Genomic DNA, 24,035 nt, shown 5'->3' on the forward strand with positions numbered 1-24,035 from the left:
GAAGCGGCGCGAAGGGAGGAAATCGGGGTGCGGGAAGGTCAGTTCATTCAATGGTCGTCTCCGCGTCACCGGTCGAATCCGGCACCGACATCCGCAGCCGTTGTCGTGGCGTGCGTGCTGCTCTCGATCGTGGTCCCGTGCTTCAACGAAGAAGAGATCATCGGTCGCTTCCACGACCATGTGACGAAGGAACTCTCCCGTTTCGACGGCGAATTCGAGATCGTCTACGTGGACGACGGAAGCCATGACCGTACGCTGCCGCTCCTGGAGGAGATCGCCGTGGGCGACCCCCGGGCGCGCTATGTCTCCTTCAGCCGCAACTTCGGCAAGGAGGCCGCGATGCTGGCCGGTCTCCAGCACGCGGGCGGCGACGCCGTCGTCATCATGGACGCCGACCTCCAGCACCCGCCGGAGCTCGTGCACCGCATGGTGGCGCTGCACGCCGAGGGCTACGACCAGGTCATCGCCCGGCGGACCCGCACCGGCGACCGGGTCACCCGCACGCTGACCGCCCGCGCGTACTACTGGGCGATCAACCGGCTCGTGGACGTCGAGCTCGTCGACGGCGTCGGCGACTTCCGGCTGCTTTCCCGCCGCACGGTCGACTCGATTCTCGAACTGACCGAATACAACCGTTTCTCGAAGGGCCTCTTCGCCTGGGTCGGATTCCGGACGACGACGTTCGAGTACGAGAACGCGGTGCGCGAGGAGGGCCGTTCGAAATGGACCTTCGGAAAGCTGCTCAACTACGGCCTCGACGGTCTGCTCTCCTTCAACAACAAGCCGCTGCGGGCCGCCGTCTATCTCGGGATGATGCTGGTCGCGATGGCTTTCGCCTACGCCGCCTGGATCGTCGGTGTCGCCCTGGTGAACGGCGTGGAGACCCCCGGATACGTCACCCTGCTCGTCACGGTCACGGCGCTCGCGGGCGTCCAGATGGTGATGCTGGGCCTGGTCGGGGAGTACGTCGGACGTATCTACTACGAGGTGAAGCGGCGCCCCCACTTCCTGGTGAAGGCCACCAACGTGCGCGTGCCGATGCCCCGTGACGAGGAGCTCCTGCGGCGATGACGACGACCTGGCAGGTGGTGCGCTTCGCCCTGGTCGGCGCCGTCAACACCGGTACGTACTACGGGCTCTACCTGCTCCTCGGGCTGTGGCTCCCGTACCTCGCCGCGCACGTCCTGGCGTTCGCGCTCTCCATGGTCGGCTCCTTCTTCCTCACCTCCTACTTCACCTACCGCACCCGTCCGACCTGGCGGAAGTTCCTGCTCTTCCCCCTGACGAACGCCGCCAACTTCGTCATCACGACCGCCGGCGTCTACGTGCTCGTGGAACTGCTCTCCTTCGACAGCACCTACGCCCCGCTGCTCGCCGCGGCGGCCGCCGTCCCGGTCACCTTCGTCCTCTCCCGGACGATCATGCTGGGACCCGACACCACCCGAACACGTGAGTCGTTGACCGAAACAGTCGCTTCCAAGTAGTGGCCCGGGCCACGGCGACTGCCTAACATCGATCACCGCACGGTCGTCCCACTGACGCACGACCCACGCCGGGAGGCTCCTTTGCACCGCCGCACCGCGCTCTCCGTCTCCGCCGTCGCCCTGCTCGCCGCGGCCCCCCTGCTCGCCGCCTGTGGCAGCGACGCCCATCCCGGGGCGGCGGCCGTCGTCGGCGGGCAGCGCATCGAGGTCTCCAGCCTGCAGGCGCAGGTCCAGGACGTGCGGGCCGCCCAGCACGCCTCGCCGCAGTCCGCGCAGCTGATCAAGGAGACGGGCGACCTGAGCCGGCGGAAGCTGCACGGCATGATCTTCGACCGGGTGGTCGCGAAGGTCGCCGCGGACAACGGGGTCGGCGCCAGCCGCGGCGAGATCCAGAAGGCCCGCGCCGACTTCGCCCGGCAGAGCGGCGGCGAGCAGCAGATGAAGGCCCTGCTGCTCCAGCAGCAGGGGGTCGCGCCCGACGAGATCGACGACGTCGCCCGGCGGGCCGTCCTCATGAACAAGATCGCCGCGAAGCTGGGCGCCACCGACACCCCCGAGGGCCAGAAGAAGCTCACCGAGGCGTTCGGCCGGGCCTCCAAGGCGCTCAGGATCGACGTCAACCCGCGCTTCGGCACCTGGGACGACGAGAAGATCCAGCTCGCCACCTACACCGCGCCCTGGGTGCGGCAGATCAGCAAGGCGCCCGGGCAGAGCCTGTAGGGCGCGGGCCGGGGTAGGTTCGAGGGGTGAACGCCCTCAACCCTGACCCCGGCCGCATCGTCCTGCTCACCGCAAGCCACCGCGTCGCGCCCGGACTGCTGTCCTGGCCCGCCTGGCAGGCGCTGCACGCGGCCGACCGGGTGCTGTGTCCCGACGCCGGCCACCCCCAGCTGCCCTATCTGCGCGAGGCGGGCGTCGACGTCGAGTCGGCGCGGCCCTCCGCGCAGGAGCTGGTCGAGGCCTGCGCCGGTGGCCGGACGGTCGTGGTGCTGCCCTCCGGGGAGGGCGACGCGGCGCTGACCGACGGCCTCGCCCGGCTCGCCGGCTCCGGCCGGGTCGCCATGCCCGACCTGGAGCTGCTGCCCGGCTCGTACGACCTGCCGGGCGCCCGGCTGCTCGACCTGGTGCAGGTCATGGACCGGATCAGGCGCGAGTGCCCCTGGTCCTCGCAGCAGACGCACAAGGGCCTGGCGAAGTACGGCATCGAGGAGGCGTACGAGCTCGTCGAGGCCATCGAGGACGGCGACCGCGAGGCGCTGCGCGAGGAGCTGGGCGACGTGCTGCTCCAGGTCGTCTTCCACGCCCGGATCGCGGAGGAGGACGCCGAGGAGCCGTTCTCCGTGGACGACGTGGCCGGGACGATCGTCGAGAAGCTCGTCCACCGCCATCCGCACGTCTTCGGCGACGCGACCGCGCAGACGCCGGAGGAGGTCAAGGAGCACTGGCTGCGGACCAAGGCCGCGGAGAAGCGGCGGGAGTCGGTGACCGACGGGGTGCCGCTCGGCCAGCCCGGTCTGGCGCTCGCCGCCAAGCTCGCGGGCCGGGTGCGCACCGCGGGTCTCGATGTCGCCCCGCCTGCGGGCGACGGCATCGGCTACGAGCTGCTGGCCCTGGCGGTGCGGGCGGAGGCCGCCGGGGTCGACCCGGAGGCGGCCCTGCGGGCGGCCGGCCGGCTCTACCGGGACGCGATCCGCGCGGCGGAGGGCGTGGGGGAGGCGTAGGGCTCGGGCCTCGCGTGGCCGTGGGCGTTCGGGAGTTCCGAGGGCTCAGTCGTCAGTGTCGCGTGGCCGCGGTTGTTCGGGGGTCCGAGGGCTCAGCCGTCCCGCGGCGCGCGGGCCTCCGGGTTGTGCCAGTGCAGCGGGGGCGGTTCGAGCAGCCACTCCGCGCGGGTGCTCGGGCGCCTGGTGAAGCGGCCCACGGCCGGGAGCGCGTCGCGGAAGATGCGCGCGGGGTCGGTGCCGAGCTCCTCCAGTTCCTCGGCGACCTCGACGAGGAAGCCGGGCGGGCCCGAGAGGTAGACGTCGTGGGCCGGCCAGTTGACGGCCGCGCGCAGGGTCTGGACGAGGCGCTCGGTGGCCTGGTCGCGGGGGCGGCGGGGCGCGGCGGTGATGTAGGTGACGGAGAGCCGGGGTATGAGCGCGCGCAGCCGCTCGGCGTCGGGCTTGCCGTACAGGTACTCCTTGGCGCGGGCGACGAGGAACAGCCGGCCCTCCAGCTCCGGCTCGTCCACGGCGGCCTCCTCCAGGAGGGCCCGCACGGGAGCCCAGCCGGTGCCGGCGGCTATGAAGGTGCGGGGCTTGCCGGGCGGGGTGCGGGCGGTGAGCGCGCCGCCCGGGCTGCTGAGCCGGAGGGTCTCGCCGGCCCGCAGCCGCTCGGTGAGCGCGGTGCTCATCACTCCGTTCCGCACCCGGCTGACGTGGAGTTCGAGGGTGCCGTCGGGGCGGGGCGCGTTGGCGAAGGAGTAGGTGCGCCAGACCCGGGGCAGATGGAGCGTGCTGACGCTGACGTACTGGCCGGGCTGGTACGGGTAGGGGCGGCGGGGCCGCAGGGTCAGCAGGGCCAGGTCGTCGCCGTAGCGCTCGTGGCGGACGACGTCGGCGTCCCACCAGGCGGGCTGCCCCTCCGCCTCGGCCGCGGCGGCGCCGGCCATCATCAGCTCGGCGACGCGCCCGTACGCCTCGCTCCACTCCTTCTCCGCCTCCACCGTCCAGGCGGGTCCGGAGGCGTGGGCGAAGGCGGCGAGCAGGCTGGAACCGACGGCGGCGTACAGCGCGGGCGAGGCGAGGAACTTGCGGTGGTCGCGGCCGAGTTCGCCGAGATAGCGGGCGAGGGCCGGGTCCTCGAGGTGGGTCACCACATGGGTGAGGGCGGCGAAGAGACGGTCCCGCTGGGGGCCCAGGTCCCGGGGGAAGAGTTCGCGCACGCCCGGGTTGTTCCAGAAGAGGTGCGAGTAGAAGAAGGTGACGGCGTGTTCGGCCCGTCTCTCGACGACCGCGAACGTACTTCGTAGCAACTGGGCATCCACGGGGTGAATCTAGGCCACGGGCCGTCACGTGACGATCACAACCTCATGGACGGCAGGTGGAATCCGCGTCTGCCGGGACCGCGGACGTCTAGCTTTCCGATCATGAGACTGCTCTGTAGAGGACATGGCGATCGACGGCCCGGGCGGCGCCGGACCGCCCGGCGCTCCGTGACGTGGACGGCCGCACTCGCCGTCCTCCTCCCGGCCGTTCCGGCGCTCGGGCTCACCGCGGCGGCCCCCGCCGCCGCGAGCGGCACCCGGATATCCACCGACGGCGACCTGGGCACCCAGCAGGTCCTGTTCCGCTCCGGCACCGCCGGCTACGGCTGCTTCCGGATACCGACCCTGGTCAGGACGGCCAAGGGCACGCTGCTCGCCTTCGCCGAGGGCCGCACCTCCCCCTCGTGCGCGGACCGCGGCCCCATCGACATCGTGATGCGCCGCTCCACCAACGACGGACGCACCTGGTCCCCGATCCGGGTCGTCCTCTCCGGCAACGAGACCGACCCCGACGCCCCGCACGTACGGGGCAACCCCTCGCCGGTCGCCGAGAAGGACGGCGCCGTCCTCCTCCTCTCCAACTCCGAGAGCTCCACCCCGGTCAGCACCCGGATGTCCTGGGTGCAGCAGAGCGACGACGACGGCCTCAGCTTCGGCGCCCCGCGCGCCATCCCGCGGCTGACGACGAGCGGCAGGAAGTGGTTCGGCACCGGCCCCTCGCACGGCATCCAGGTCCAGGAGGGCCCGCACGCCGGGCGCCTGGTCGTCGGCGCCTACGAGACGGTGGGCGACACCGCCGGCGCGGAGGACCAGCGGGCCGGCGTCCTCTACAGCGACGACCGGGGCAGGACCTGGACCGCGAGCATCACCGAGAACTCCTTCCTGCGCGCCGGGGACCTGCCCGCCCCGCCGCCCGGCAGCACGCCCGACACCCCCGTCGCCAAGCCCGGCGAGCCGGTGGTGGCCGAACTGCCCGGCGGGCGGCTCTACGTCAGCGCCCGCAGCCCCTTCGACGTGCGGGTCAGCGCCACCGACCCCACGCAGGTGGAGGGCCACCGCACCCACAGCCTCGCCGTCGACGACACCGCGACCGGCGCGCTCAAGGTGCCGAAGTTCCAGCTGACGCAGGGCTGGAAGGGCCCGGACGTGCAGGTGGGCCTCCTCGCCCCGCGCGACACCTACCGCTCCCGGCCCGGCGACCTGCTGCTGATGTCGACGCCCTCGCACCCGACGCTGCGCCAGGGCATGCGGATCCGGTACTCCGACAACGGCGGCACCACCTGGCAGGACGCCCCCGGCGGACAGGTCGCCAAGGTGCTCGGCGACCGGGCCGGCTACTCCGACCTGGCCGAGCTGTCGGCCGGCGAGATCGGCATGGTCCACGAGGGCGGCCAGTCCTTCTCCGCCGAGAACGTCTACTTCACCCGCTTCGCGGTGAGCGAGCTCGGCCTCCCGGGCACCTTCGCCGGCAAGGGCTCCGCGCTGCCGGCGATCTCCCCGGCCGCCGGCCGCACCAGCCCGGACACCACCGCCCAGGCCAACGACGGCTACCTCGGCAGCGGCGCGACGCTCGGTACGGGAGCCACGTTCGGCACCCGGACGTTCGGGCAGGGCCTGAAGCTCGACGGCGGCGCCAACGGCAACGCCGGCTCCGCCGACCTGCCGTACACCCCCTCGCTCGACCCGGGGGCCTCGGACGTCACGTACTCCCTCTTCTTCCGGTACGACGCCACAGCCACCACCCCGCAGCAGACCCTGCTCTGGGGCTACGGGCTCGGCGACCCCAAGCCGCAGGTGTGGGTCCGCGTCCAGCCGGGGAACGACCAGGTCATGGCCCGGGTCGAGGGCGACAGCGGGCAGCACGTCACGCTCACCCTCAAGGCGCCGGCGCACCCGAGCGCACGGGCCTTCGGCGACGGCCTCTGGCACCACCTGGTCCTCACCCGCCAGGGGGCCGCCGTCACGCTCCGGGTCGACGACCTCGTCGCCCAGGACACCCGCACCGACGTCGGCCGGCTCGCCGTGCCGCGCACCGGCGACCCGGCCGGCATCCGGCTCGGCGACAAGCTCGGCACCGACCCCAACGACGGGTTCACCGGCACCCTCGACGAGTTCCGGATGTACGCCGCGGTCCTCACCGACGCCGAGCGCGAGGCGCTGCGCGGCGCGCAGCCCGAGACCGTGGCCCCGGCCGCGCTCAAGGCCCACCTGCCCTTCGAGGTGGTCGACACCGCCGACCCCGTGACGCTCGTGAACACCCGCATCCAGGACGACGTCTCCGGCCACTGCGCCGACGGCACCGTCCTCGGCACCACCAGCACGGAGGCCGCGGTCGTCAAGGGACGCATCAGCTCCGGCGCCCTCAAGGTCGACGCGAACCTGCCGGGCGTGGAGGTCCCTTACGTCCCCGCGGTGGACAACGGCGCGGGCGAGTTCACCTTCGCCCTCTGGTTCCGTTACGACGCCACGGCGCAGCCGCAGGACGCGGCGCTGCTGTGGGCGTACGGGTCCACCTCCGGCAAGCCCTCGCTGTGGGTGCGGGCCAAACCGTCCGCCGACCGGCTGACGGCCCGCCTGGAGACGGCCGGGGTCTCCCTCCCGATCGACGTGATCGACACCAGGGCCGATCGGACCGCGTTCGGCGACAACGCCTGGCACCTGCTGACCCTGACCCGCAGGAAGGCGAGCCCGGAGGCCGCGGCGACCACCGTCACCCTGCGCGTCGACAACACCTACGCCACCACCGCGGAGGGCCTCACCGGCTCCTTCACGGACGGCATCGCCGCCCCCGAGGGCTTCCGGGTCGGCTCCAAGCCCACCGGCACCGACGTCCTCACCGGCGAGCTCGACGACTTCCGCTTCTACAAGCGGGCCCTGTCGTCGACCGAGGAGACCGGCCTCTACAACACGGCCGTCGGCGGGTCGAGCGCTCCGCGCGACCCGTCCGTCTGGTGGACCATGGACGGCAACAACACCGAGCAGCACCTGGTGACCCGGTTCGCCGACGACCCCGCCGCCCGCGCCACCCCCGACGCCTCGCAGCACTGCGGCCACGCCCTGGTGCGCACCGGCGCCACCGTCACCGACACCGGCGCCAGGTTCGGCCGGAGCCTCGACCTCGACGGCGTGAGCGGCACCGTGGAGCTCCCGTACGGCGAGGACCGGGCGCTGGGCGCGGGCGACTTCACCCTGGCGACCTGGGTGCGCTTCCGGCAGGCCGAGAACCAGACGCCGGTGCTCGTCTGGGCGTACGGCGTCGGCACCTCGGAGCGCCAGCTGTGGATCCGGGCCGTGTCCCAGGAGAACAAGGTGGTCGCCCACCTCCAGACCGACCGCGGGACCACCAGCCTGGAGGCCAGGGCCCCGGCCGGGACCGTCTTCGGCGACGGCACCTGGCGGCAGGTCGTGCTGCGCCGAGCGGGCGGGACGCTGACCCTGTCGGTCGGCGACGGGACCGCGCTCCAGGCCGTCGCGACCGGAGCCGTCTCCGGTGCGGTCACCTCCGACGACGGTTTCGACGTGCGGGGCATCCAGCTCGGCGCGCGGCCCGACGGGGCCGATGCCAAGGACCGGCTGAAGGGCTCGCTGGACGAGTTCACGCTGATCCGCAGGGCGCTCTCGGACGCGGAGATCACCACGGTGGGCGGCCCGCTGCCGGTGGACAGCGCCACCGCGGTCCGGCTGGCGTTCGACCAGCTGACGGCGAAGGGGGTGTACGCCCGGATGTGAGCCCGGGCGGGGCCGGGGCCGCGCGGTCCCGCCACGGCGGGGGGTTAGTGTCGGGAGCATGCCCGACCAGCCCCCCGCCGCCTCCGTTCCGCCGCCCGCCCCCGAGCTCTTCACCTGGGAGTTCGCCACCGACCCGTACCCCGCCTACGCCTGGCTGCGCGAGCACGCGCCGGTGCACCGGGCGAAGCTGCCCAGCGGGGTGGAGGCCTGGCTGGTGACCCGGTACGCGGACGCCCGGCAGGCGCTCGCCGACCAGCGGCTCTCGAAGAACCCGGCGCACCACGACGAGCCGGCGCACGCCAAGGGCAAGACGGGCATCCCGGGCGAGCGCAAGGCCGAGCTGATGACCCACCTGCTCAACATCGACCCGCCGGACCACACCCGGCTGCGGCGGCTCGTGTCGAAGGCGTTCACCCCGCGCCGGGTCGCCGAGTTCGCCCCGCGGGTGCAGGAGCTGACGGACCGGCTCATCGACGGCTTCGCCGAGCGGGGGAGCGCGGACCTGATCCACGAGTTCGCCTTCCCCCTGCCCATCTACGCGATCTGCGACCTGCTCGGTGTGCCGCGCGAGGACCAGGACGACTTCCGGGACTGGGCCGGGATGATGATCCGGCACGGCGGCGGGCCGCGCGGCGGGGTGGCGCGCTCGGTGAAGAAGATGCGCGGCTATCTGCTGGAGCTGATCCACAAGAAGCGCGAGGACCCGGGGGACGACCTGATCTCCGGACTCATCAGGGCCTCCGACCACGGCGAGCACCTCACCGAGAACGAGGCCGCGGCGATGGCCTTCATCCTCCTCTTCGCCGGCTTCGAGACCACGGTCAACCTCATCGGCAACGGTGTGTACGCGCTGCTGCGCCACCCGGAGCAGCGGGCCCGGCTGCAGGACTCGCTCGCGGCGGGGGAGACCGGGCTGCTGGAGACCGGGGTCGAGGAGCTGCTGCGGTTCGACGGACCGGTGGAGCTGGCGACCTGGCGGTTCGCGACCGAGGCGCTGACCATCGGCGGGCAGGAGATCCCGGCCGGCGACCCGGTCCTGGTGGTCCTCGCGGCCGCCGACCGCGACCCGGCGCGCTTCGAGGAGCCCGACACCCTCGATCTGGCGCGGCGCGACAACCAGCACCTCGGGTACGGGCACGGCATCCACTACTGCCTGGGGGCGCCGCTGGCCCGGCTGGAGGGGCAGTCGGCGCTGGCGACGCTCCTGACTCGCCTGCCGGACCTGCGACTTGGGGCCGATCCGGAGGAACTGCGGTGGCGCGGTGGGCTGATCATGCGTGGCCTGCGCACGCTTCCGGTCGAGTTCACGCCTTCCCACAAAGAGGCGCAGAACTGACGGACCATCAATAATGTGATCTTCGCGTGATCTCCGCTGCATCGACTTGTGACTCACGTTCGAATGCCGCTACGTTCCACCCCAGTCTCAGCAGTCACGCGAAAGGCCCTCCGTATGCGCTCCGGTAACGGTCGTCACCGCAGACCCCGCCAGGCCCCCGCGCTCGTCGTCGCGGCGGGCGTGACCGGTTCGGCCATGGCCCTGCCGCTGCTCGCCACCGGCTCCGCCTCCGCCGCCGACGCCCCGACCTGGGACCGGGTCGCCGAGTGCGAGTCGGGCGGCGCGTGGAGCGCCAACTTCGGCAACGGCCTCTACGGCGGTCTGCAGTTCACCCAGGAGAGCTGGGAGCGCCACGGCGGCCTCGCGTACGCGCCGAGCGCCGACCTCGCCAGCCGGGCGCAGCAGATCGCGATCGCCGACAAGGCGCTCGCCGCGGGAGACACCCAGTGGGCCACCTGTGCCCCGATCGCGGGTCTGGAGAACGACGGCAGGAAGCCGGCCGTCGTCCCGGGGCCCGCCGTGCAGCCCAAGGAGTCCACCGGTCCGGTCGCCGAGTCCAACCGGACGGACGGCCTTCCCTCCGGCTCCGTGGCGAGCCCCGCGGTCCCGGCCGCGCCCACGACCCCCGCCGCCCCGGCCACCCCGTCGGCCGGCACCACGACCGCGCCCGCGACTCCGACCACCCCCGGGACCCCTGCCACGCCCGGTTCGACGGTGACGCCCGGTTCGCCGGATGAGACGGTTACGCCCGGTACGCCGGATTCGAGCACTCCCGGCACCGGCAAGCACCGCGGTGACGCGGCGTCGGAGGAACCGGGCAAGCCGGACACCGCACCCGAACCCGGACGGCACGCGGCCCCGACTGACGGGGCGACGGGTGACGCGACCGGCGCCGACTCCACGGCGGGGGACGCCGCTACGACAGGGAAGTCGGACAAGACCGGCCAAGCGGACAAGGTCGACGAATACACCGTCAAGCCGGGTGACAGTCTGTCGGACATTGCGCAGGAGAACGCGCTCCCCGGTGGGTGGACCGCCCTCTACGACGCCAACAAGAAGACGGTCGGTGCCGATCCCGACCTCATTCTCCCTGGTCAGAGCCTTGAGCTGAAGACTGACGGCGCCTCGGCTGAGGGGTAGTTAGAGGCTGAATGTCCGTTATGAGCCAGTGAGACATGGGTCTCTCTTGCCGAACGGGCGTGTCACGTCCGCAAACTTTGCTCGTGTCGCCCCTCACCTGCGCAAACACCCGGCATCGGGGTGCAAGTAGGGGCGATTTCTCCGGGTTGATGGTCTTTGAACTTCCGCGGGGTCTGTGTCTACGGTCGTGACCGCTCGCCACCGCGGGCCCCGTCGACCGGTACGCCGAATCCTGCCGCCGGCCGAGGGGAAGTCGTCGCGTCAAGCGCCGAAGGCAGGAGCGGGGGACCCAAGGTAAGTGCCGGCCCCGGCCGTTGAGACAGACGGCCGACGATCGGCTTGGGGTGAAGCCGCGTGCAAGGACACGCGGCCGGGCAACTCACTCGCCCGAACCCGACAGCTCACCTCGTAGGCGTCGGTGAGGAGAATTCCCATGCTGTTTTCCGGCAACAAGGGCAAACACCGTCGTCCCTCCAAGGCCACCCGCGCCGTCGCCCTCGCCGGCGTCGCCGGTGTCGCCGTGGCGGCCCCGCTGATGACCGCCGGCACCGCCTCGGCCGCCACCAGCTCCGAGTGGGACGCCGTCGCCGCGTGCGAGTCCGGCGGCAACTGGTCCATCAACACCGGCAACGGCTACTACGGCGGCCTGCAGTTCTCGGCCTCCACCTGGGCCGCGTACGGCGGCACCGCCTACGCCTCGACCGCCGACCAGGCCTCGAAGTCGCAGCAGATCGCCATCGCCGAGAAGGTCCTGGCCGGCCAGGGCAAGGGCGCGTGGCCGAGCTGTGGCGTGGGCCTCTCCGGCGCCTCCTACGACGGCGGCTCCGCCTCGTCGAACTCCTCCGGCTCCTCTTCGAGCTCCTCCTCCTCGTCGCAGCGCTCCACCGAGCAGCCGACGACCCGCAGCGAGCAGCGCCAGGCGCCGAAGCGGACCGCGCCCGAGAAGACCGAGTCGAAGAAGACCGTCACCACCCCGACCGGCAAGAAGGTCAAGAAGGGCGACGGCGAGTACAAGGTCGTCGCCGGCGACACCCTCGGCAAGATCGCCCAGGCGCACGGCGTCAAGGGCGGCTGGGCCAAGCTCTTCGAGCTGAACAAGGACGTCGTCGACAACGCCGACCTGATCTACCCGGGCCAGCAGCTCCACCTCAAGTGAGCCTGCCGACCCTCCCGCGGTGAGTGACCACCCCGGTCCGGAGTGCCCTTCCCCCGTGCGCTCCGGGCCGGGGTTTCCCCGTTCCGTGGTCGCCCCGGCCCCTACCGATCAGTAGTAAGGGGTCTTTCGTCCTCAGATGCATGCCCTTGGGTCCTTTTTCGTCCCAGCGGGCGGGCGCCCGGCTGGCCGGAGCCCCCGAGCCGGTTAGGCTCTTGTCGCAAGGCGAACGAGACCTTGCCGCATGCGTCACAACCAGCGTCACATCCCAGAAGGAGATGCTCGTGCCGTCCATCGACGTCGTCGTAGCCCGGGAAATCCTGGACTCCCGAGGCAACCCCACCGTCGAGGTCGAGGTCGGCCTCGACGACGGCAGCACCGGCCGTGCTGCCGTTCCGTCCGGTGCCTCCACCGGTGCGTTCGAGGCCCTCGAGCTTCGCGACGGTGACCCCAACCGCTACCAGGGCAAGGGCGTCGAGAAGGCCGTCCTCGCGGTCATCGAGCAGATCGGCCCGGAGCTCGTCGGCTACGACGCCACCGAGCAGCGCCTGATCGACCAGGCGATGTTCGACCTGGACGCCACCCCGGACAAGTCCTCCCTCGGCGCCAACGCCATCCTCGGCGTCTCCCTCGCCGTGGCGCACGCCGCCTCCGAGGCCTCCGACCTGCCGCTCTTCCGCTACCTCGGCGGCCCGAACGCGCACCTGCTGCCCGTTCCGATGATGAACATCCTGAACGGCGGCTCGCACGCCGACTCCAACGTGGACATCCAGGAGTTCATGATCGCTCCGATCGGCGCGGAGTCCTTCTCCGAGGCCCTGCGCTGGGGCACCGAGGTCTACCACACCCTCAAGTCCGTCCTGAAGACCAAGGGCCTGTCCACCGGCCTGGGCGACGAGGGCGGCTTCGCCCCGAACCTGGACTCCAACCGCGCCGCGCTCGACCTCATCGTCGAGGCCATCAAGCAGGCCGGCTACGTCCCGGGCAAGGACATCGCGCTCGCGCTCGACTGCGCCGCCTCCGAGTTCTACAAGGACGGCAAGTACGAGTTCGAGGGCAAGGCCCGCTCGGCCGCCGAGATGACCGAGTACTACGAGGAGCTCGTCTCCGCGTACCCGCTGGTCTCCATCGAGGACCCGCTGTTCGAGGACGACTGGGCCGGCTGGAAGGTCATCACCGACAAGCTCGGCTCCAAGGTCCAGCTCGTCGGCGACGACCTGTTCGTCACCAACCCCGAGCGCCTCGCCCGCGGCATCGAGGAGGGCTCCGCCAACGCCCTCCTGGTCAAGGTCAACCAGATCGGCTCGCTGACCGAGACCCTGGACGCCGTCGAGCTGGCCCAGCGCAACGGCTTCAAGTGCATGATGTCCCACCGCTCCGGCGAGACCGAGGACGTCACCATCGCCGACCTGGCCGTCGCCACCAACTGCGGCCAGATCAAGACCGGCGCCCCGGCCCGCTCCGAGCGCGTCGCCAAGTACAACCAGCTGCTGCGCATCGAGGAGATCCTCGACGACGCCGCGGTGTACGCGGGTCGCTCCGCCTTCCCGCGCTTCAAGGGCTGACCTGCCTGAAGCCGTAGTTACGTCCGTCCCCGCACCCGGTCCCGTACCGTGTGCGGGGACGTACGTGTGACCAGGGCCGGCAGCACGAAGGGGAGGCGCACGACATGGCCGTGAAGGACCGGGACCGGTTCTCGACCGCGACCCGGATCAGGCTGCTCGGCGAGCAGACCGCCGCCCGTGTCTACCGCTCCCAGACCCGCCGCCAGGACCGCCGCTCGCGGCTCACCGGCCGGGCGGCCTTCCTCGCCCTGGTCGTCTGCTCGCTGGTGGTGGCGCTGGCCTACCCGATGCGGCAGTACGTCTCCCAGCAGGGCGAGATCGCCGACCAGCAGCGCAAGGCCGCCGAGGCCGCCCGGCGGGTCGAGGAGCTGCGGGACGAGAAGGCACGCCTCCAGGACCCGGCCTATGTGCGCCGGCTGGCCCGCGAGCACCTGCACTACGTGATGCCCGGCGAGACCGGCTTCACGGTGAACGACCCCGACGCGGAGCACCGGCCCCGCACCGACCAGGGCGCGACGGACCGCCCCTGGTACGACAACCTGTGGGACGGCGTGGACAACGCCGACCGCCACTGACCAACCCAGGATCACCCCATGGAATCGCCTCCTCCGCAGACCGAACGCACCGAGCCGACCGAGGCGGACGTCGCCGCGTTCGAGGCCCAGCTCGGCCGGCCGCCCCGCGGCCTGCGTGCCATCGCGCACCGCTGCCCGTGCGGCAACCCGGACGTCGTCGAGACCGCTCCCCGGCTCCCCGACGGCACCCCGTTCCCGACCACGTACTACCTGACCTGCCCCCGGGCGGCCTCGGCCATCGGCACCCTGGAGGCCAACGGGGTCATGAAGGAGATGCAGGCCCGGCTCGCCACCGACCCGGAGCTCGCCGCCGCCTACCGCGCCGCGCACGAGGACTACATCGCGCGCCGCGACGCCATCGAGGTCCTGGAGGGCTTCCCGAGCGCCGGCGGCATGCCGGACCGGGTCAAGTGCCTGCACGTCCTCGTCGGCCACTCGCTGGTCGCGGGCCCGGGCGTGAACCCGTTCGGCGACGAGGCGCTGGCCATGCTGCCCGAGTGGTGGGCGAAGGGGCCGTGCGTGACCCCGTGCACCGACGCGACGGACAAGGACGAGGAGCAGAAGTGACCCGGGTCGCCGGAATCGACTGCGGTACGAACTCCATCCGCCTCCTCGTCGCCGACGTGCACCCGGAGACGGGCGAGCTGATCGAGCTGGACCGGCGGATGACCATCGTCCGGCTCGGCCAGGGCGTCGACCGGACCGGTCGGCTCGCCCCCGAGGCGCTGGAGCGGACCTTCGCGGCCTGCCGCGAGTACGCGGCCGTCATCGAGGAGTTCGGCGCCACGAAGGTGCGCTTCGTCGCCACCTCCGCCTCCCGTGACGCCGAGAACCGGGCCGACTTCGTCAACGGCGTCGTGGAGATCCTGGGCGTCGAGCCGGAGGTCATCACCGGCGACCAGGAGGCCGAGTTCTCCTTCACCGGCGCCACCGGCGAGCTGCACGGCGCCGACCGGCGCCTGGTGGTGGACATCGGCGGCGGCTCCACCGAGTTCGTGGTGGGCAACAAGCACGTCGAGGCGGCCCGTTCGGTCGACATCGGCTGCGTACGCCTGACCGAGCGGCACGTGCGGCACGACCCGCCGACGGCCGAGGAGATCGCCGCGATCCGCGCCGACGTGCGCGCGGCCATGGACCTGGCCGCCGAGACCGTTCCGCTCGGGGAGGCCGAGACCCTGGTGGGCCTGGCCGGCTCGGTCACCACGGTCGCCGCGATCGCGCTCGGGCTGCCGGAGTACGACTCCACGAAGATCCACCACGCCCGGATCTCCCGGGCCCGGGTCGACGAGGTGGTGGCCCGGCTGCTCGCCTCCACCCACGACGAGCGGGCCGCGATCCCGGTGATCCACCCCGGCCGGGTCGACGTGATCATCGCGGGCGCCCTGGTCCTCGCGGAGATCATGGAGCGGACCGGCGCCGCCGAGGTGGTCGTCAGCGAGCACGACATCCTCGATGGGATCGCGCTATCCGTCGCATAGCGGGCGCCTATGGGGCCTGACAGGGCCCCTTCCGCGACGCCCCGTCGGAAAGCTTCGTGAAGTTCTTCACAAGGAAAAGGGCCCTGATGGCGCCCGAGGAGGGCCTTTGGTCCCTCCGAGGGGGTTCTCAGGGCCCTTTCGCAGGCGCGGAGGGCAGTTCGCTCGATGTTTCCATCGTGTGAACGCACCCCTTGGTACGGCGTTAACGAAGGCTCTCCGGACCAGTTCACAGGGGGTGAACAACGTCCGCGGGCCGCCCCTGGTTCCTTTGCTGGACCATGACCTGGGTCACGTGGGCCGCGGAGTGTAGCAGAGGTCCCCTGGAAGCTTGTGAAGGGGCGCACGAGCAACCCCCCTGGGAGGGGTGGATACTCGGATGCATGAGCACCACGGAGCGTCCCAGGATCCTCGTAGTAGGCGGCGGGTACGTAGGCCTGTACGCAGCTCGGCGCATCCTCAAGAAGATGCGCTACGCGGAGGCGACCGTCACGGTCGTCGACCCGCGGTCGTACATGACCTACCAGCCCTTCCTCCCCGAAGCCGCCGCCGGCAGCATCTCGCCGCGCCACGTCGTCGTCCCGCTGCGACGCGTCGTGCGCGGAGCGGAGGTGCTCACCGGCCGGGTCACCACCATCGACCAGGACCGCAAGGTCGCCACGGTCGCGCCGCTCGTCGGCGAGGCCTATGAGCTGCCCTTCGACTACCTGGTCATTGCGATGGGTGCCGTCTCCCGCACCTTCCCGATCCCCGGCCTCGCCGAGCAGGGCATCGGCATGAAGGGCATCGAGGAGGCCATCGGCCTGCGCAACCACGTCCTCGAGCAGCTCGACAAGGCCGACTCGACGACCGACGAGGAGGTCCGCCGCAAGGCGCTGACCTTCGTCTTCGTGGGCGGCGGCTTCGCCGGCGCGGAGACCATCGGCGAGGTCGAGGACATGGCCCGCGACGCGGCGAAGTACTACCAGAACGTGAAGCGCGAGGACATGCGCTTCATCCTGGTCGACGCCGCCGACAAGATCCTTCCCGAGGTCGGCCCGAAGCTCGGCCAGTACGGCAAGGAGCACCTCGAGGGCCGCGGCATCGAGATCTACCTCCAGACCTCGATGGACTCCTGCGTCGACGGCCACGTCGTGCTGAAGAACGGCCTCGAGGTCGACTCCAACACGATCGTCTGGACCGCCGGTGTGAAGCCGAACCCGGCGCTCGCCCGCTTCGGTCTGCCGCTCGGCCCCCGCGGCCACGTGGACTGCAACGAGAAGCTCCAGGTCAACGGCCTCGACTACGTGTGGGCCGCGGGCGACAACGCCCAGGTCCCGGACATGGCCTCGCGCCGTGCCGGTGTCGAGAACGCCTGGTGCCCGCCGAACGCCCAGCACGCCCTGCGCCAGGCCAAGGTCCTCGGCGACAACGTGGTGTCGGGCATGCGCGGCTTCCCGCAGAAGGAGTACGCGCACTCCAACAAGGGCGCCGTCGCGGGTCTCGGCCTGCACAAGGGCGTCGCGATGATCGTCATGGGCAAGACCAAGATCAAGCTCAAGGGCCGTCTCGCCTGGTACATGCACCGTGGCTACCACGGCATGGCGATGCCGACCTGGAACCGCAAGATCCGCATCTTCGCCGACTGGACCCTCGGCATGTTCCTCAAGCGCGAGGTCGTCTCCCTGGGCGCCATGGAGACCCCCCGCGAGGAGTTCTACGAGGCGGCCAAGCCCGCCCCGGCGCCGGCCGCCCCGGCGCAGGAGAAGGCCAAGGCCTGACCCCGTAACACCCGTAGTACACGCAAGGCCGTAAAAGGGCCGTCCGCCATCCGTGGTGCGGACGGCCCTTCGCGTGTTTTTCCGGACTGTTTTCGCCGTCGCGGGAGTGGATCCCCTACCGACGGTGTTCCCATGGTGACGAGCATTTCTGGGGCACGAGATCACGGAGGTGTTGCACCATGGCCGACGCCGCGTCGCGGCTGACCGCCCTCGCCGAGGACGTACTGGGAGCGCGGATCCCGGTCCGGCTGCGGGCCTGGGACGGCAGTGAAGCCGGCCCCGCCGACGGCCCCGTACTGATCGTGCGCGAGCGCCGCGCCCTGCGCCGGCTGCTGTGGAAGCCGGGCGAGCTGGGCCTGGCCCGGGCCTGGGTGGCCGGCGAGATCGACGTCGAGGGGGACCTGTACGAGGTCCTCGACCGGCTGGCCGGATTCATCTGGGAGCGCGGTGAGGAGCCGCGCGGCGCCCTGGAGACCGTCCGCGACCCGAAGGTGCGGGCGGCGGCCAAGGCGCTGCTGAAGCTGGCCGGCCCGTTCCCGCCGCCGAAGCCGCCCGTCGAGGAGATGCGCGGCCGCAGCGGCCTGCGGCACAGCAGGCGCCGGGACAAGCAGGCGATCAGTCACCACTACGACGTGGGCAACGACTTCTACGCGCTGGTGCTCGGCCCGTCGATGGTCTACTCGTGCGCCTACTGGACCGAGCGGGGCACCCTGGAGGACGCCCAGCGCGACAAGCTCGACCTGATCGCGCGCAAGCTGCGCCTGAAGGAGGGCGACCGGCTGCTCGACGTCGGCTGCGGCTGGGGCTCGATGGCGATCCACGCGGCCCGGGAGTACGGGGCGCGGGTCGTCGGCATCACCCTCTCCCGTGAGCAGGCCGCGTTCGCGCGCAAGCGGATCGCGGACGAGGGGCTCACGGACCGGATCGAGATCCGGGTGCAGGACTACCGGGACGTCACGGACGGACCGTTCGACGCGATCTCCTCGATCGGCATGGCCGAGCACGTGGGCGCCGTGAAGTACCGGGAGTACGCCGACATCCTGTACGGGCTCCTGAAGCCCGGCGGGCGGCTGCTCAACCACCAGATCTCGCGCCGCCCGGAGCCGGACGAGGAGGCGTACGAGGTGGACGCCTTCATCGACGCGTACGTCTTCCCCGACGGCGAACTGGCCCCGATGGGACGCACCCTGACGACCCTTGAGGAAGCGGGGTTCGAGGTGCGGGACGTGGAGGCGATCCGCGAGCACTACGCGCTGACGCTGCGCCGCTGGGTGGCCAATCTGGAGAGCCGCTGGGACGAGGCGGTGCGGCTGGTCTCGCCGGGCCGGGCGCGGATCTGGCGTCTGTACATGGCGGCCTCGGCGGTCTCGTTCGAGCGCAACCGCATCGGGGTGAACCAGTTCCTGGCCGTGAAGACGCCGGTCTCGGGCGTCTCGGGCGTGGCCCTGCGGCCGAGGGTGTGGAACGAGCCCCAGGAGTCCCGGGAGTCCCACGAACCCCAGGAATCTCAGGAGCTCCAGAAGTCCTAGGAGCCCCACGAGCCCCAAGAGCGCTGATACGTTCGGACCTTCGGGTTCCGGAAGCGGGGTGCCGGTGCGAACCGGCACCCCCTTTCCTTTGTGTCCCGATTGTCATGCATATGTCGTTCTCGCGCTCGAGGGGGAATCTTGCGCCGTCCTACCCGTCTGGCACTCGCCCTGGCCGCCGCCGTCGGCCTGCTCGCGGCCTCCCCGGCCCCGGCCGGTGCCGACACCACCGCAGTGACCACCACGGCCACCTTCAACGACCCGTCCGGCGACGCCGCCGCCCAGAACCGGGTCCGCGACCACATCATCAGCCTCATCGACCAGACCCCGGCGGGCGCCTCCATCACCGCCGGGCTCTACACCTTCACCGACGACTCCGTCACCGACGCCCTGGGCAACGCCAAGAACCGTGGCGTGAACGTCAAGGTCATCGTCGACAACACCTCGGTCACCATGGCCGGCGGCGAGTACACGCGCCTCGTCGCCCGCCTCGGCACCGACCGCGCCCAGGCCTCGTGGGTCTTCGCCTGTCCGGCGGGCCGCGGCTGCATCGGCTCCCGGCAGCTGCCGGGCGACACCGACGGCGCCATCAACCACAACAAGTTCTGGCTGTTCTCGAACACCGGCGGCGCGAACGACGTCGTCGTGCAGACCTCGGCCAACATGACCGGCGTCCAGCGCACCGACCTGTTCAACAACGCCGTCACCATCGTCGACACCGGCCTCTACGGCATCTACCAGGCCTACTTCGCCGACCTGCTCAGCTACGGCAGCACCACGTCCGGGCTCAGCCACTACTACAAGACCCCGGCCAGCGGCCCGTACAAGGCGTACTTCTTCCCGCGCAAGGAGACCGCCGGCACCACGTACGACAACGACGCCTCCACCGACACCATCAAGCTGATCCTGGACAACGTCAGCTGCGCGGGCGGCACCCAGATCCGCATGGCCGCCAACCTCTTCACCCGCGACGAGGTCGCCACCAAGCTCGTCGCCCTGAAGAACGCCGGCTGCTCCGTGATCCTGGCCCACGACGGCTACCCGGGCTCCATGGGCACCACCGTCGAGTCGATCATCTCGGGCAAGCTCACCCAGCGCGTCCAGTGCTACGAGGACCGCGGCACCGGCGTCGCCAAGGCGGGCCTGCACTCCAAGTACCTGCTGATCGAGGGCACGTACGACGGGGTGGCCGGCAAGAAGCTGGTGTGGACCGGCAGCCACAACTACACCTACCCGGCGCTGCGGGCCAATGACGAGACGCTGCTGAAGATAGACAACGCCGCTCTCTACGACCAGTTCAAGGCCAACCACCAGTACCTGATGTCGTACTGCGCGGGCAGCTGACCCCGTCAGCCCCCGGCACGCCGAAGGGCCGGCCTCCCGCGCGGGGAGACCGGCCCTTCCGGCCGCCTGGGCGGCCGGTGCTACTCGGCCTTGATGGCGGAGAGCATGTTCAGCTTCGCCGCGCTGCGCGCCGGCCACAGGGAGGCGAGGACGCCGACCAGTCCGGCCAGGAGCAGGAAGAGCCCGATCCGGTCCCACGGGAGGACCAGCGCGTAGCCCGGCAGGCTGTTCTTGAACGTCTCGCCGATCGCCCAGCCGAGGAACGCGCCGAGGCCGATGCCGACCACCGCGCCGAACAGCGAGATGACCACGGCTTCGAGGCGCACCATCCGCTTCACCCGGCGCCGGTCGAGACCGATCGCCCGCAGCATGCCGATCTCCTGCTGGCGCTCGAAGACCGACATGGCCAGGGTGTTGACGACTCCGAGCACCGCGATGATCAGGGCCATCGCGAGCAGGCCGTACATGATGTTCAGCAGCATGTTGATGACGCCGCCGAACTGGTCGCGGATGTCCTTCTGGTCCATGACCGTCATGGCCGGGTTGTCGCCCAGCGCCTTCATCAGGGCCTTCTCGGCCGAGGCGGAGGCGCCGCCGTCCATCTTCACGAGGATCTGCGGGATGTACGGCTTGGGGTCGTGCGCGTTGAGGATCTCGGCGTCCAGGACCAGCGGCGAGACGAACTCGCTGGCCTCGTAGACGGCGCCGACCGTCAGCGTGCCCTTCTTCTTGTCGGAGAACTCCACCGGCAGGGTCGAGCCGACCTTCCAGCCCTGCTTCTGCGCGGTCTTGTCGTCGACGGCGACCCGGCCCTGGGCGAGGGTGCCCATCGAACCGTCGACCACCTTCAGGTTGAGCACCTTCTCGATGGCGCCCGGGGTGACACCGGAGGCGGACCTGAAGTCGCCCTTCACCTGGAGGTAGCCCGCCTGCTGCGGCGAGACGGCCGTCAGGCCCGGGGTCTTGCGCACGGCGTCCAGGGCGGCCTGGTTGAGGCCGTCACCGCTCGCCATGGAGATCATGTAGTCGGCCTTGACCTGGTCGGTCGTCATCCGGTCCACGGCCGAGCCGACCGTGGCGCCGAGCACCGACAGACCGGTGACCAGGGTGAGGCCGATGGCGAGGGCGGAGGCCGTGGCCCCGGTGCGGCGCGGGTTGCGGACCGCGTTCTGGCCGGCCAGCGAGCCGGCCACGCCGAAGGGCTTCAGGAACGGGCGGGCCAGTGCGATCACCGGGCGGGAGAGCAGCGGGATCAGCACGATCACGCCGATGAGCGCGAGGAACGCGCCGGCCGCGATGTACATCCGGCCGTCGTCGCCGCCCGTGCCGGCGCCCGCGACGATGCCGGCCAGGCCCAGGGCGGTGACGATCGCGCCGATGGTGTTGCGCACGACCAGCGACTTGGTGGTGGCCACCGCGTGGACGCTGCTCATGGCGGCGACCGGCGGGATCTTCGCGGCGCGGCGGCCGGGCAGCCAGGCGGCCAGCATGGTGACCAGGATGCCGACGGCGAGCGCGGAGACGAGCGGGGTGGTGCCGACCACGAGCTCGCCGTCCGGGACCTTCAGGCCGAAGGCGTTCATGGCGGAGCGCAGGGTCGCGGCGAGTCCGATGCCGAGCCCGAAGCCGACCACGGAGGCGACCAGGCCGACCAGTCCGGCCTCCGCGAGGACGGAGCGGGTGATCTGCTTGCGCGAGGCGCCGACGGCGCGCATCAGCGCGAGTTCCTTGGTGCGCTGGGCGACCAGCATCGTGAAGGTGTTGGAGATCAGGAAGACGCCGACGAAGAGCGCGATGGCGGCGAAGCCGAGCAGCATCTGGTTGAGCGCGCCGAGGCCGGCCTCGATGTCCTCGGCCTGCTTGTCGGCGAGGGCCTGACCGGTCTGGGCGTCGGCGGTGTCGCCGACGACCTTCTGCACCTCGGCGAGGATCTTCGCGTCGTCGGCGCCGGGCTTGCCGGCGACGTTGATGTCGAGGAAGTGGCCGGGCTTGAGGAAGAGCTTCTGCGCGGTGGGGGTGTCGAAGACGACGAGGCTGCCGCCGGCGTTCACGGCGCCGTCCTCGGTGGTGAACACACCGGAGAGGGTGTACGTCTCCACGGGGCCGTTGGTTGCGACGCGGACCTCGTCGCCGACCTTGTAGCCGCCCTTGTCGGCGGTGTCCCGGTCGAGCGCGATCTGGTCGTGCCGCACCGGGCCCTCGCCGCTGGTGAAGGCGTACGCGGAGTCCTTGCCGTCCGGGCCGGGGGCGAAGTTGGTGCCCTTGTTGGACCAGCCGGCGCCGATCAGCTTGCCGTTCTTGTCGGGCACGCCGGCGAAGCCGTTGACCCGGCCGGTCGCCGAGGCGACGCCGTCCAGGGAGGCGATCTTCTGCCGGGTCTGCTCGGAGAGCCCCGGCGTCTGGTTCGGGTCCTGCTGGTTGGGGGCGGCGCTGACGGCGACGGCGACGTCGTCGTAGCTCTTGGCGGACTGGCCGCGGAAGGCGTTGGAGAGGGTGTCGGTGAAGACGAGGGTGCCGGAGACGAAGGCCACGCCGAGCATCACGGCGAGGACGGTCATCAGCAGCCTGGCCTTGTGCGCGAGCACATTGCGCAGGGCGGTACGGAACATGGGTGGGGTCCTGAACGGAAGCAGGGGCGGAGGACGGGGGCGGGGGCCTGGGGGCCGCGGCCGGAGACGGGGCCCAGGGCCCTGGGCTCAGCTCGTGCGGCCCTTGGCGTCGAAGGCCTTCATGCGGTCGAGCACGCCGTCCGCCGTGGGGTGGAGCATCTCGTCGACGATCCGGCCGTCCGCCAGGAAGATCACGCGGTCCGCGTAGGAGGCGGCGACCGGGTCGTGGGTGACCATCACCACGGTCTGGCCGAGCTCGCGCACCGAGTTGCGCAGGAAGCCCAGGACCTCGGCGCCGGAGCGCGAGTCCAGGTTTCCGGTGGGCTCGTCGCCGAAGATGATCTCGGGCTTGGAGGCCAGCGCGCGGGCCACGGCCACGCGCTGCTGCTGGCCGCCGGAGAGCTGCGAGGGACGGTGGCCGAGCCGGCCGGACAGGCCGATCATGTCGATGACCGTCTGCACCCACTGCTTGTCGGGCTTGCGGCCGGCGATGTCCATCGGCAGCGTGATGTTCTCCAGGGCGGTCAGCGTCGGCAGCAGGTTGAACGCCTGGAAGATGAAGCCGATCTTGTCCCGGCGCAGCTGCGTGAGCTGCTTGTCCTTCAGGGTGCCGAGCTCGGTCTCGCCGATCCGGACGGAGCCGGAGCTGAAGGAGTCGAGGCCGGCGACACAGTGCATCAGGGTCGACTTGCCGGAGCCGGAGGGGCCCATGATCGCGGTGAACTCGCCCTGGCGGAAGTCCACGCTGACGCGGTCGAGGGCGACCACCTGGGTCTCGCCCTGTCCGTAGACCTTGGAGAGGTCGGTGGCGCGGGCGGCCACCGCGGTCGAGCGGGGCACGGTGGGGGTGGTGGTCACGACGGACTCCTGTCACTGCGACTGTTCGGGAACCACTCCATCGTGTCGAGCGTTAGGGCGCCGGACGTCCGTCCACATGCCCGTTCCCGGGGCAGCCTCGAGTCGGACCGGACCGGCCCGCCCTCCTCCTGAGGTATGACGGCGACCCTGATGTTGACGGACTACGGAGGGGTAGTCGGCGAGTTTCCGTCAATCCGTCACGCCGGTCTTTGCCGGTGCGACCCCGGCCGCCCTTCGCCGAAGGGGCCCCACCTGCGCTGACGCACCCTCAGGTGTCAATAAAATAAGACAACATCGCGACACCGTTCCGCTGAACGAGCGACCCGCCCCGATAGGCTCATGTGCCAACGCGGAGCTTCGCGACCCGCCCGGATGGTGGAATGCAGACACGGCGAGCTTAAACCTCGCTGGCCTTCGGGCCGTACCGGTTCGAATCCGGTTCCGGGCACAGCTCCT

General features: G+C 71.2%; 18 protein-coding genes, 1 tRNA gene and 1 riboswitch. Of the genes, 16 read left to right on the forward strand and 3 right to left on the reverse strand.

Annotated features, from left to right (window positions below):
* Positions 1-114 precede the first annotated feature (114 nt).
* The 4 genes from ACH414_RS27505 (at position 115) to ACH414_RS27520 (ending at position 3,205) form a co-directional block, all read left to right on the forward strand.
* Entirely contained in the window at positions 115-1,071 is a 957-nt protein-coding gene (locus ACH414_RS27505; protein WP_382542076.1) for a glycosyltransferase family 2 protein, read from the forward strand.
* On the forward strand, positions 1,068-1,484 hold the full coding sequence (locus ACH414_RS27510) for a GtrA family protein (RefSeq protein ID WP_382542079.1): 417 nt from the start codon (positions 1,068-1,070) through the stop codon (positions 1,482-1,484). Before ACH414_RS27505 ends, ACH414_RS27510 begins: the two co-directional genes overlap by 4 nt.
* Before the next feature lie 81 nt (positions 1,485-1,565).
* A complete protein-coding gene (locus ACH414_RS27515; RefSeq protein ID WP_398943755.1) occupies positions 1,566-2,204 on the forward strand; it encodes a SurA N-terminal domain-containing protein in 639 nt (212 codons plus the stop codon).
* A gap of 26 nt (positions 2,205-2,230) precedes the next feature.
* Complete coding sequence (locus ACH414_RS27520) at positions 2,231-3,205, forward strand: nucleoside triphosphate pyrophosphohydrolase (protein ID WP_382542085.1); 975 nt, start codon at positions 2,231-2,233, stop codon at positions 3,203-3,205.
* Positions 3,206-3,297: 92 nt separating this feature from the next.
* On the opposite strand, the gene ACH414_RS27525 is transcribed toward ACH414_RS27520, so the two are convergent.
* Positions 3,298-4,509, reverse strand: a complete 1,212-nt coding sequence (locus tag ACH414_RS27525) for an FAD-binding oxidoreductase (RefSeq protein WP_382542088.1) — start codon at positions 4,507-4,509, stop codon at positions 3,298-3,300.
* Positions 4,510-4,677: 168 nt separating this feature from the next.
* Here ACH414_RS27525 and ACH414_RS27530 point away from each other — a divergent pair, with 168 nt between their 5' ends.
* The 11 genes from ACH414_RS27530 (at position 4,678) to ACH414_RS27580 (ending at position 20,112) form a co-directional block, all read left to right on the forward strand.
* Positions 4,678-8,238, forward strand: a complete 3,561-nt coding sequence (locus ACH414_RS27530; RefSeq protein ID WP_382542090.1) for a LamG-like jellyroll fold domain-containing protein — start codon at positions 4,678-4,680, stop codon at positions 8,236-8,238.
* 58 nt (positions 8,239-8,296) lie between these two features.
* Positions 8,297-9,574 (forward strand): cytochrome P450, encoded by a 1,278-nt coding sequence (locus tag ACH414_RS27535; RefSeq protein WP_386566281.1) that lies wholly within the window; start codon positions 8,297-8,299, stop codon positions 9,572-9,574.
* 114 nt (positions 9,575-9,688) lie between these two features.
* On the forward strand, positions 9,689-10,714 hold the full coding sequence (locus tag ACH414_RS27540) for a transglycosylase family protein (protein ID WP_398943759.1): 1,026 nt from the start codon (positions 9,689-9,691) through the stop codon (positions 10,712-10,714).
* 256 nt (positions 10,715-10,970) lie between these two features.
* Positions 10,971-11,144, forward strand: a riboswitch (cyclic di-AMP (ydaO/yuaA leader).
* Positions 11,145-11,147: 3 nt separating this feature from the next.
* On the forward strand, positions 11,148-11,870 hold the full coding sequence (locus tag ACH414_RS27545) for a transglycosylase family protein (protein WP_398943760.1): 723 nt from the start codon (positions 11,148-11,150) through the stop codon (positions 11,868-11,870).
* Between the two features lie 275 nt (positions 11,871-12,145).
* Positions 12,146-13,432 (forward strand): phosphopyruvate hydratase, encoded by a 1,287-nt coding sequence (eno, locus tag ACH414_RS27550; RefSeq protein ID WP_382542101.1) that lies wholly within the window; start codon positions 12,146-12,148, stop codon positions 13,430-13,432.
* 104 nt (positions 13,433-13,536) lie between these two features.
* Complete coding sequence (locus ACH414_RS27555; protein WP_382542104.1) at positions 13,537-14,007, forward strand: septum formation initiator family protein; 471 nt, start codon at positions 13,537-13,539, stop codon at positions 14,005-14,007.
* A gap of 18 nt (positions 14,008-14,025) precedes the next feature.
* Positions 14,026-14,574, forward strand: a complete 549-nt coding sequence (locus tag ACH414_RS27560) for a DUF501 domain-containing protein (protein ID WP_398943762.1) — start codon at positions 14,026-14,028, stop codon at positions 14,572-14,574.
* A complete protein-coding gene (locus ACH414_RS27565) occupies positions 14,571-15,485 on the forward strand; it encodes an exopolyphosphatase (RefSeq protein ID WP_382542109.1) in 915 nt (304 codons plus the stop codon). The genes ACH414_RS27560 and ACH414_RS27565 overlap by 4 nt, the downstream gene beginning before the upstream one ends.
* A 380-nt stretch (positions 15,486-15,865) precedes the next feature.
* Positions 15,866-17,242 carry an NAD(P)/FAD-dependent oxidoreductase gene (locus ACH414_RS27570; RefSeq protein WP_382542112.1) on the forward strand — a complete coding sequence of 459 codons (1,377 nt, stop codon included), beginning with the start codon at positions 15,866-15,868 and terminating at the stop codon, positions 17,240-17,242.
* Between the two features lie 179 nt (positions 17,243-17,421).
* Positions 17,422-18,771, forward strand: coding sequence for a class I SAM-dependent methyltransferase (locus ACH414_RS27575; RefSeq protein ID WP_398943765.1), 1,350 nt, complete (start codon positions 17,422-17,424; stop codon positions 18,769-18,771).
* Positions 18,772-18,909: 138 nt separating this feature from the next.
* Positions 18,910-20,112 (forward strand): phospholipase D-like domain-containing protein, encoded by a 1,203-nt coding sequence (locus tag ACH414_RS27580; protein WP_382542119.1) that lies wholly within the window; start codon positions 18,910-18,912, stop codon positions 20,110-20,112.
* Positions 20,113-20,192: 80 nt separating this feature from the next.
* Here the strand turns inward: ACH414_RS27580 and ACH414_RS27585 are convergent, their stop codons facing one another.
* Entirely contained in the window at positions 20,193-22,721 is a 2,529-nt protein-coding gene (locus ACH414_RS27585) for an ABC transporter permease (RefSeq protein ID WP_382542122.1), read from the reverse strand.
* Between the two features lie 87 nt (positions 22,722-22,808).
* Positions 22,809-23,579: an ABC transporter ATP-binding protein gene (locus ACH414_RS27590; protein ID WP_382542125.1), complete on the reverse strand. Its 771-nt coding sequence runs from the start codon at positions 23,577-23,579 to the stop codon at positions 22,809-22,811.
* Positions 23,580-23,945: 366 nt separating this feature from the next.
* On the opposite strand from ACH414_RS27590, the gene ACH414_RS27595 reads away from it, so the two are divergent.
* Positions 23,946-24,027 (forward strand) — tRNA-Leu (locus ACH414_RS27595).
* The last annotated feature ends 8 nt before the right edge of the window (positions 24,028-24,035 follow it).

This window comes from Streptomyces sp. NPDC020422 (assembly GCF_044386705.1).
Taxonomy (GTDB): Bacteria; Actinomycetota; Actinomycetes; order Streptomycetales; family Streptomycetaceae; genus Streptomyces.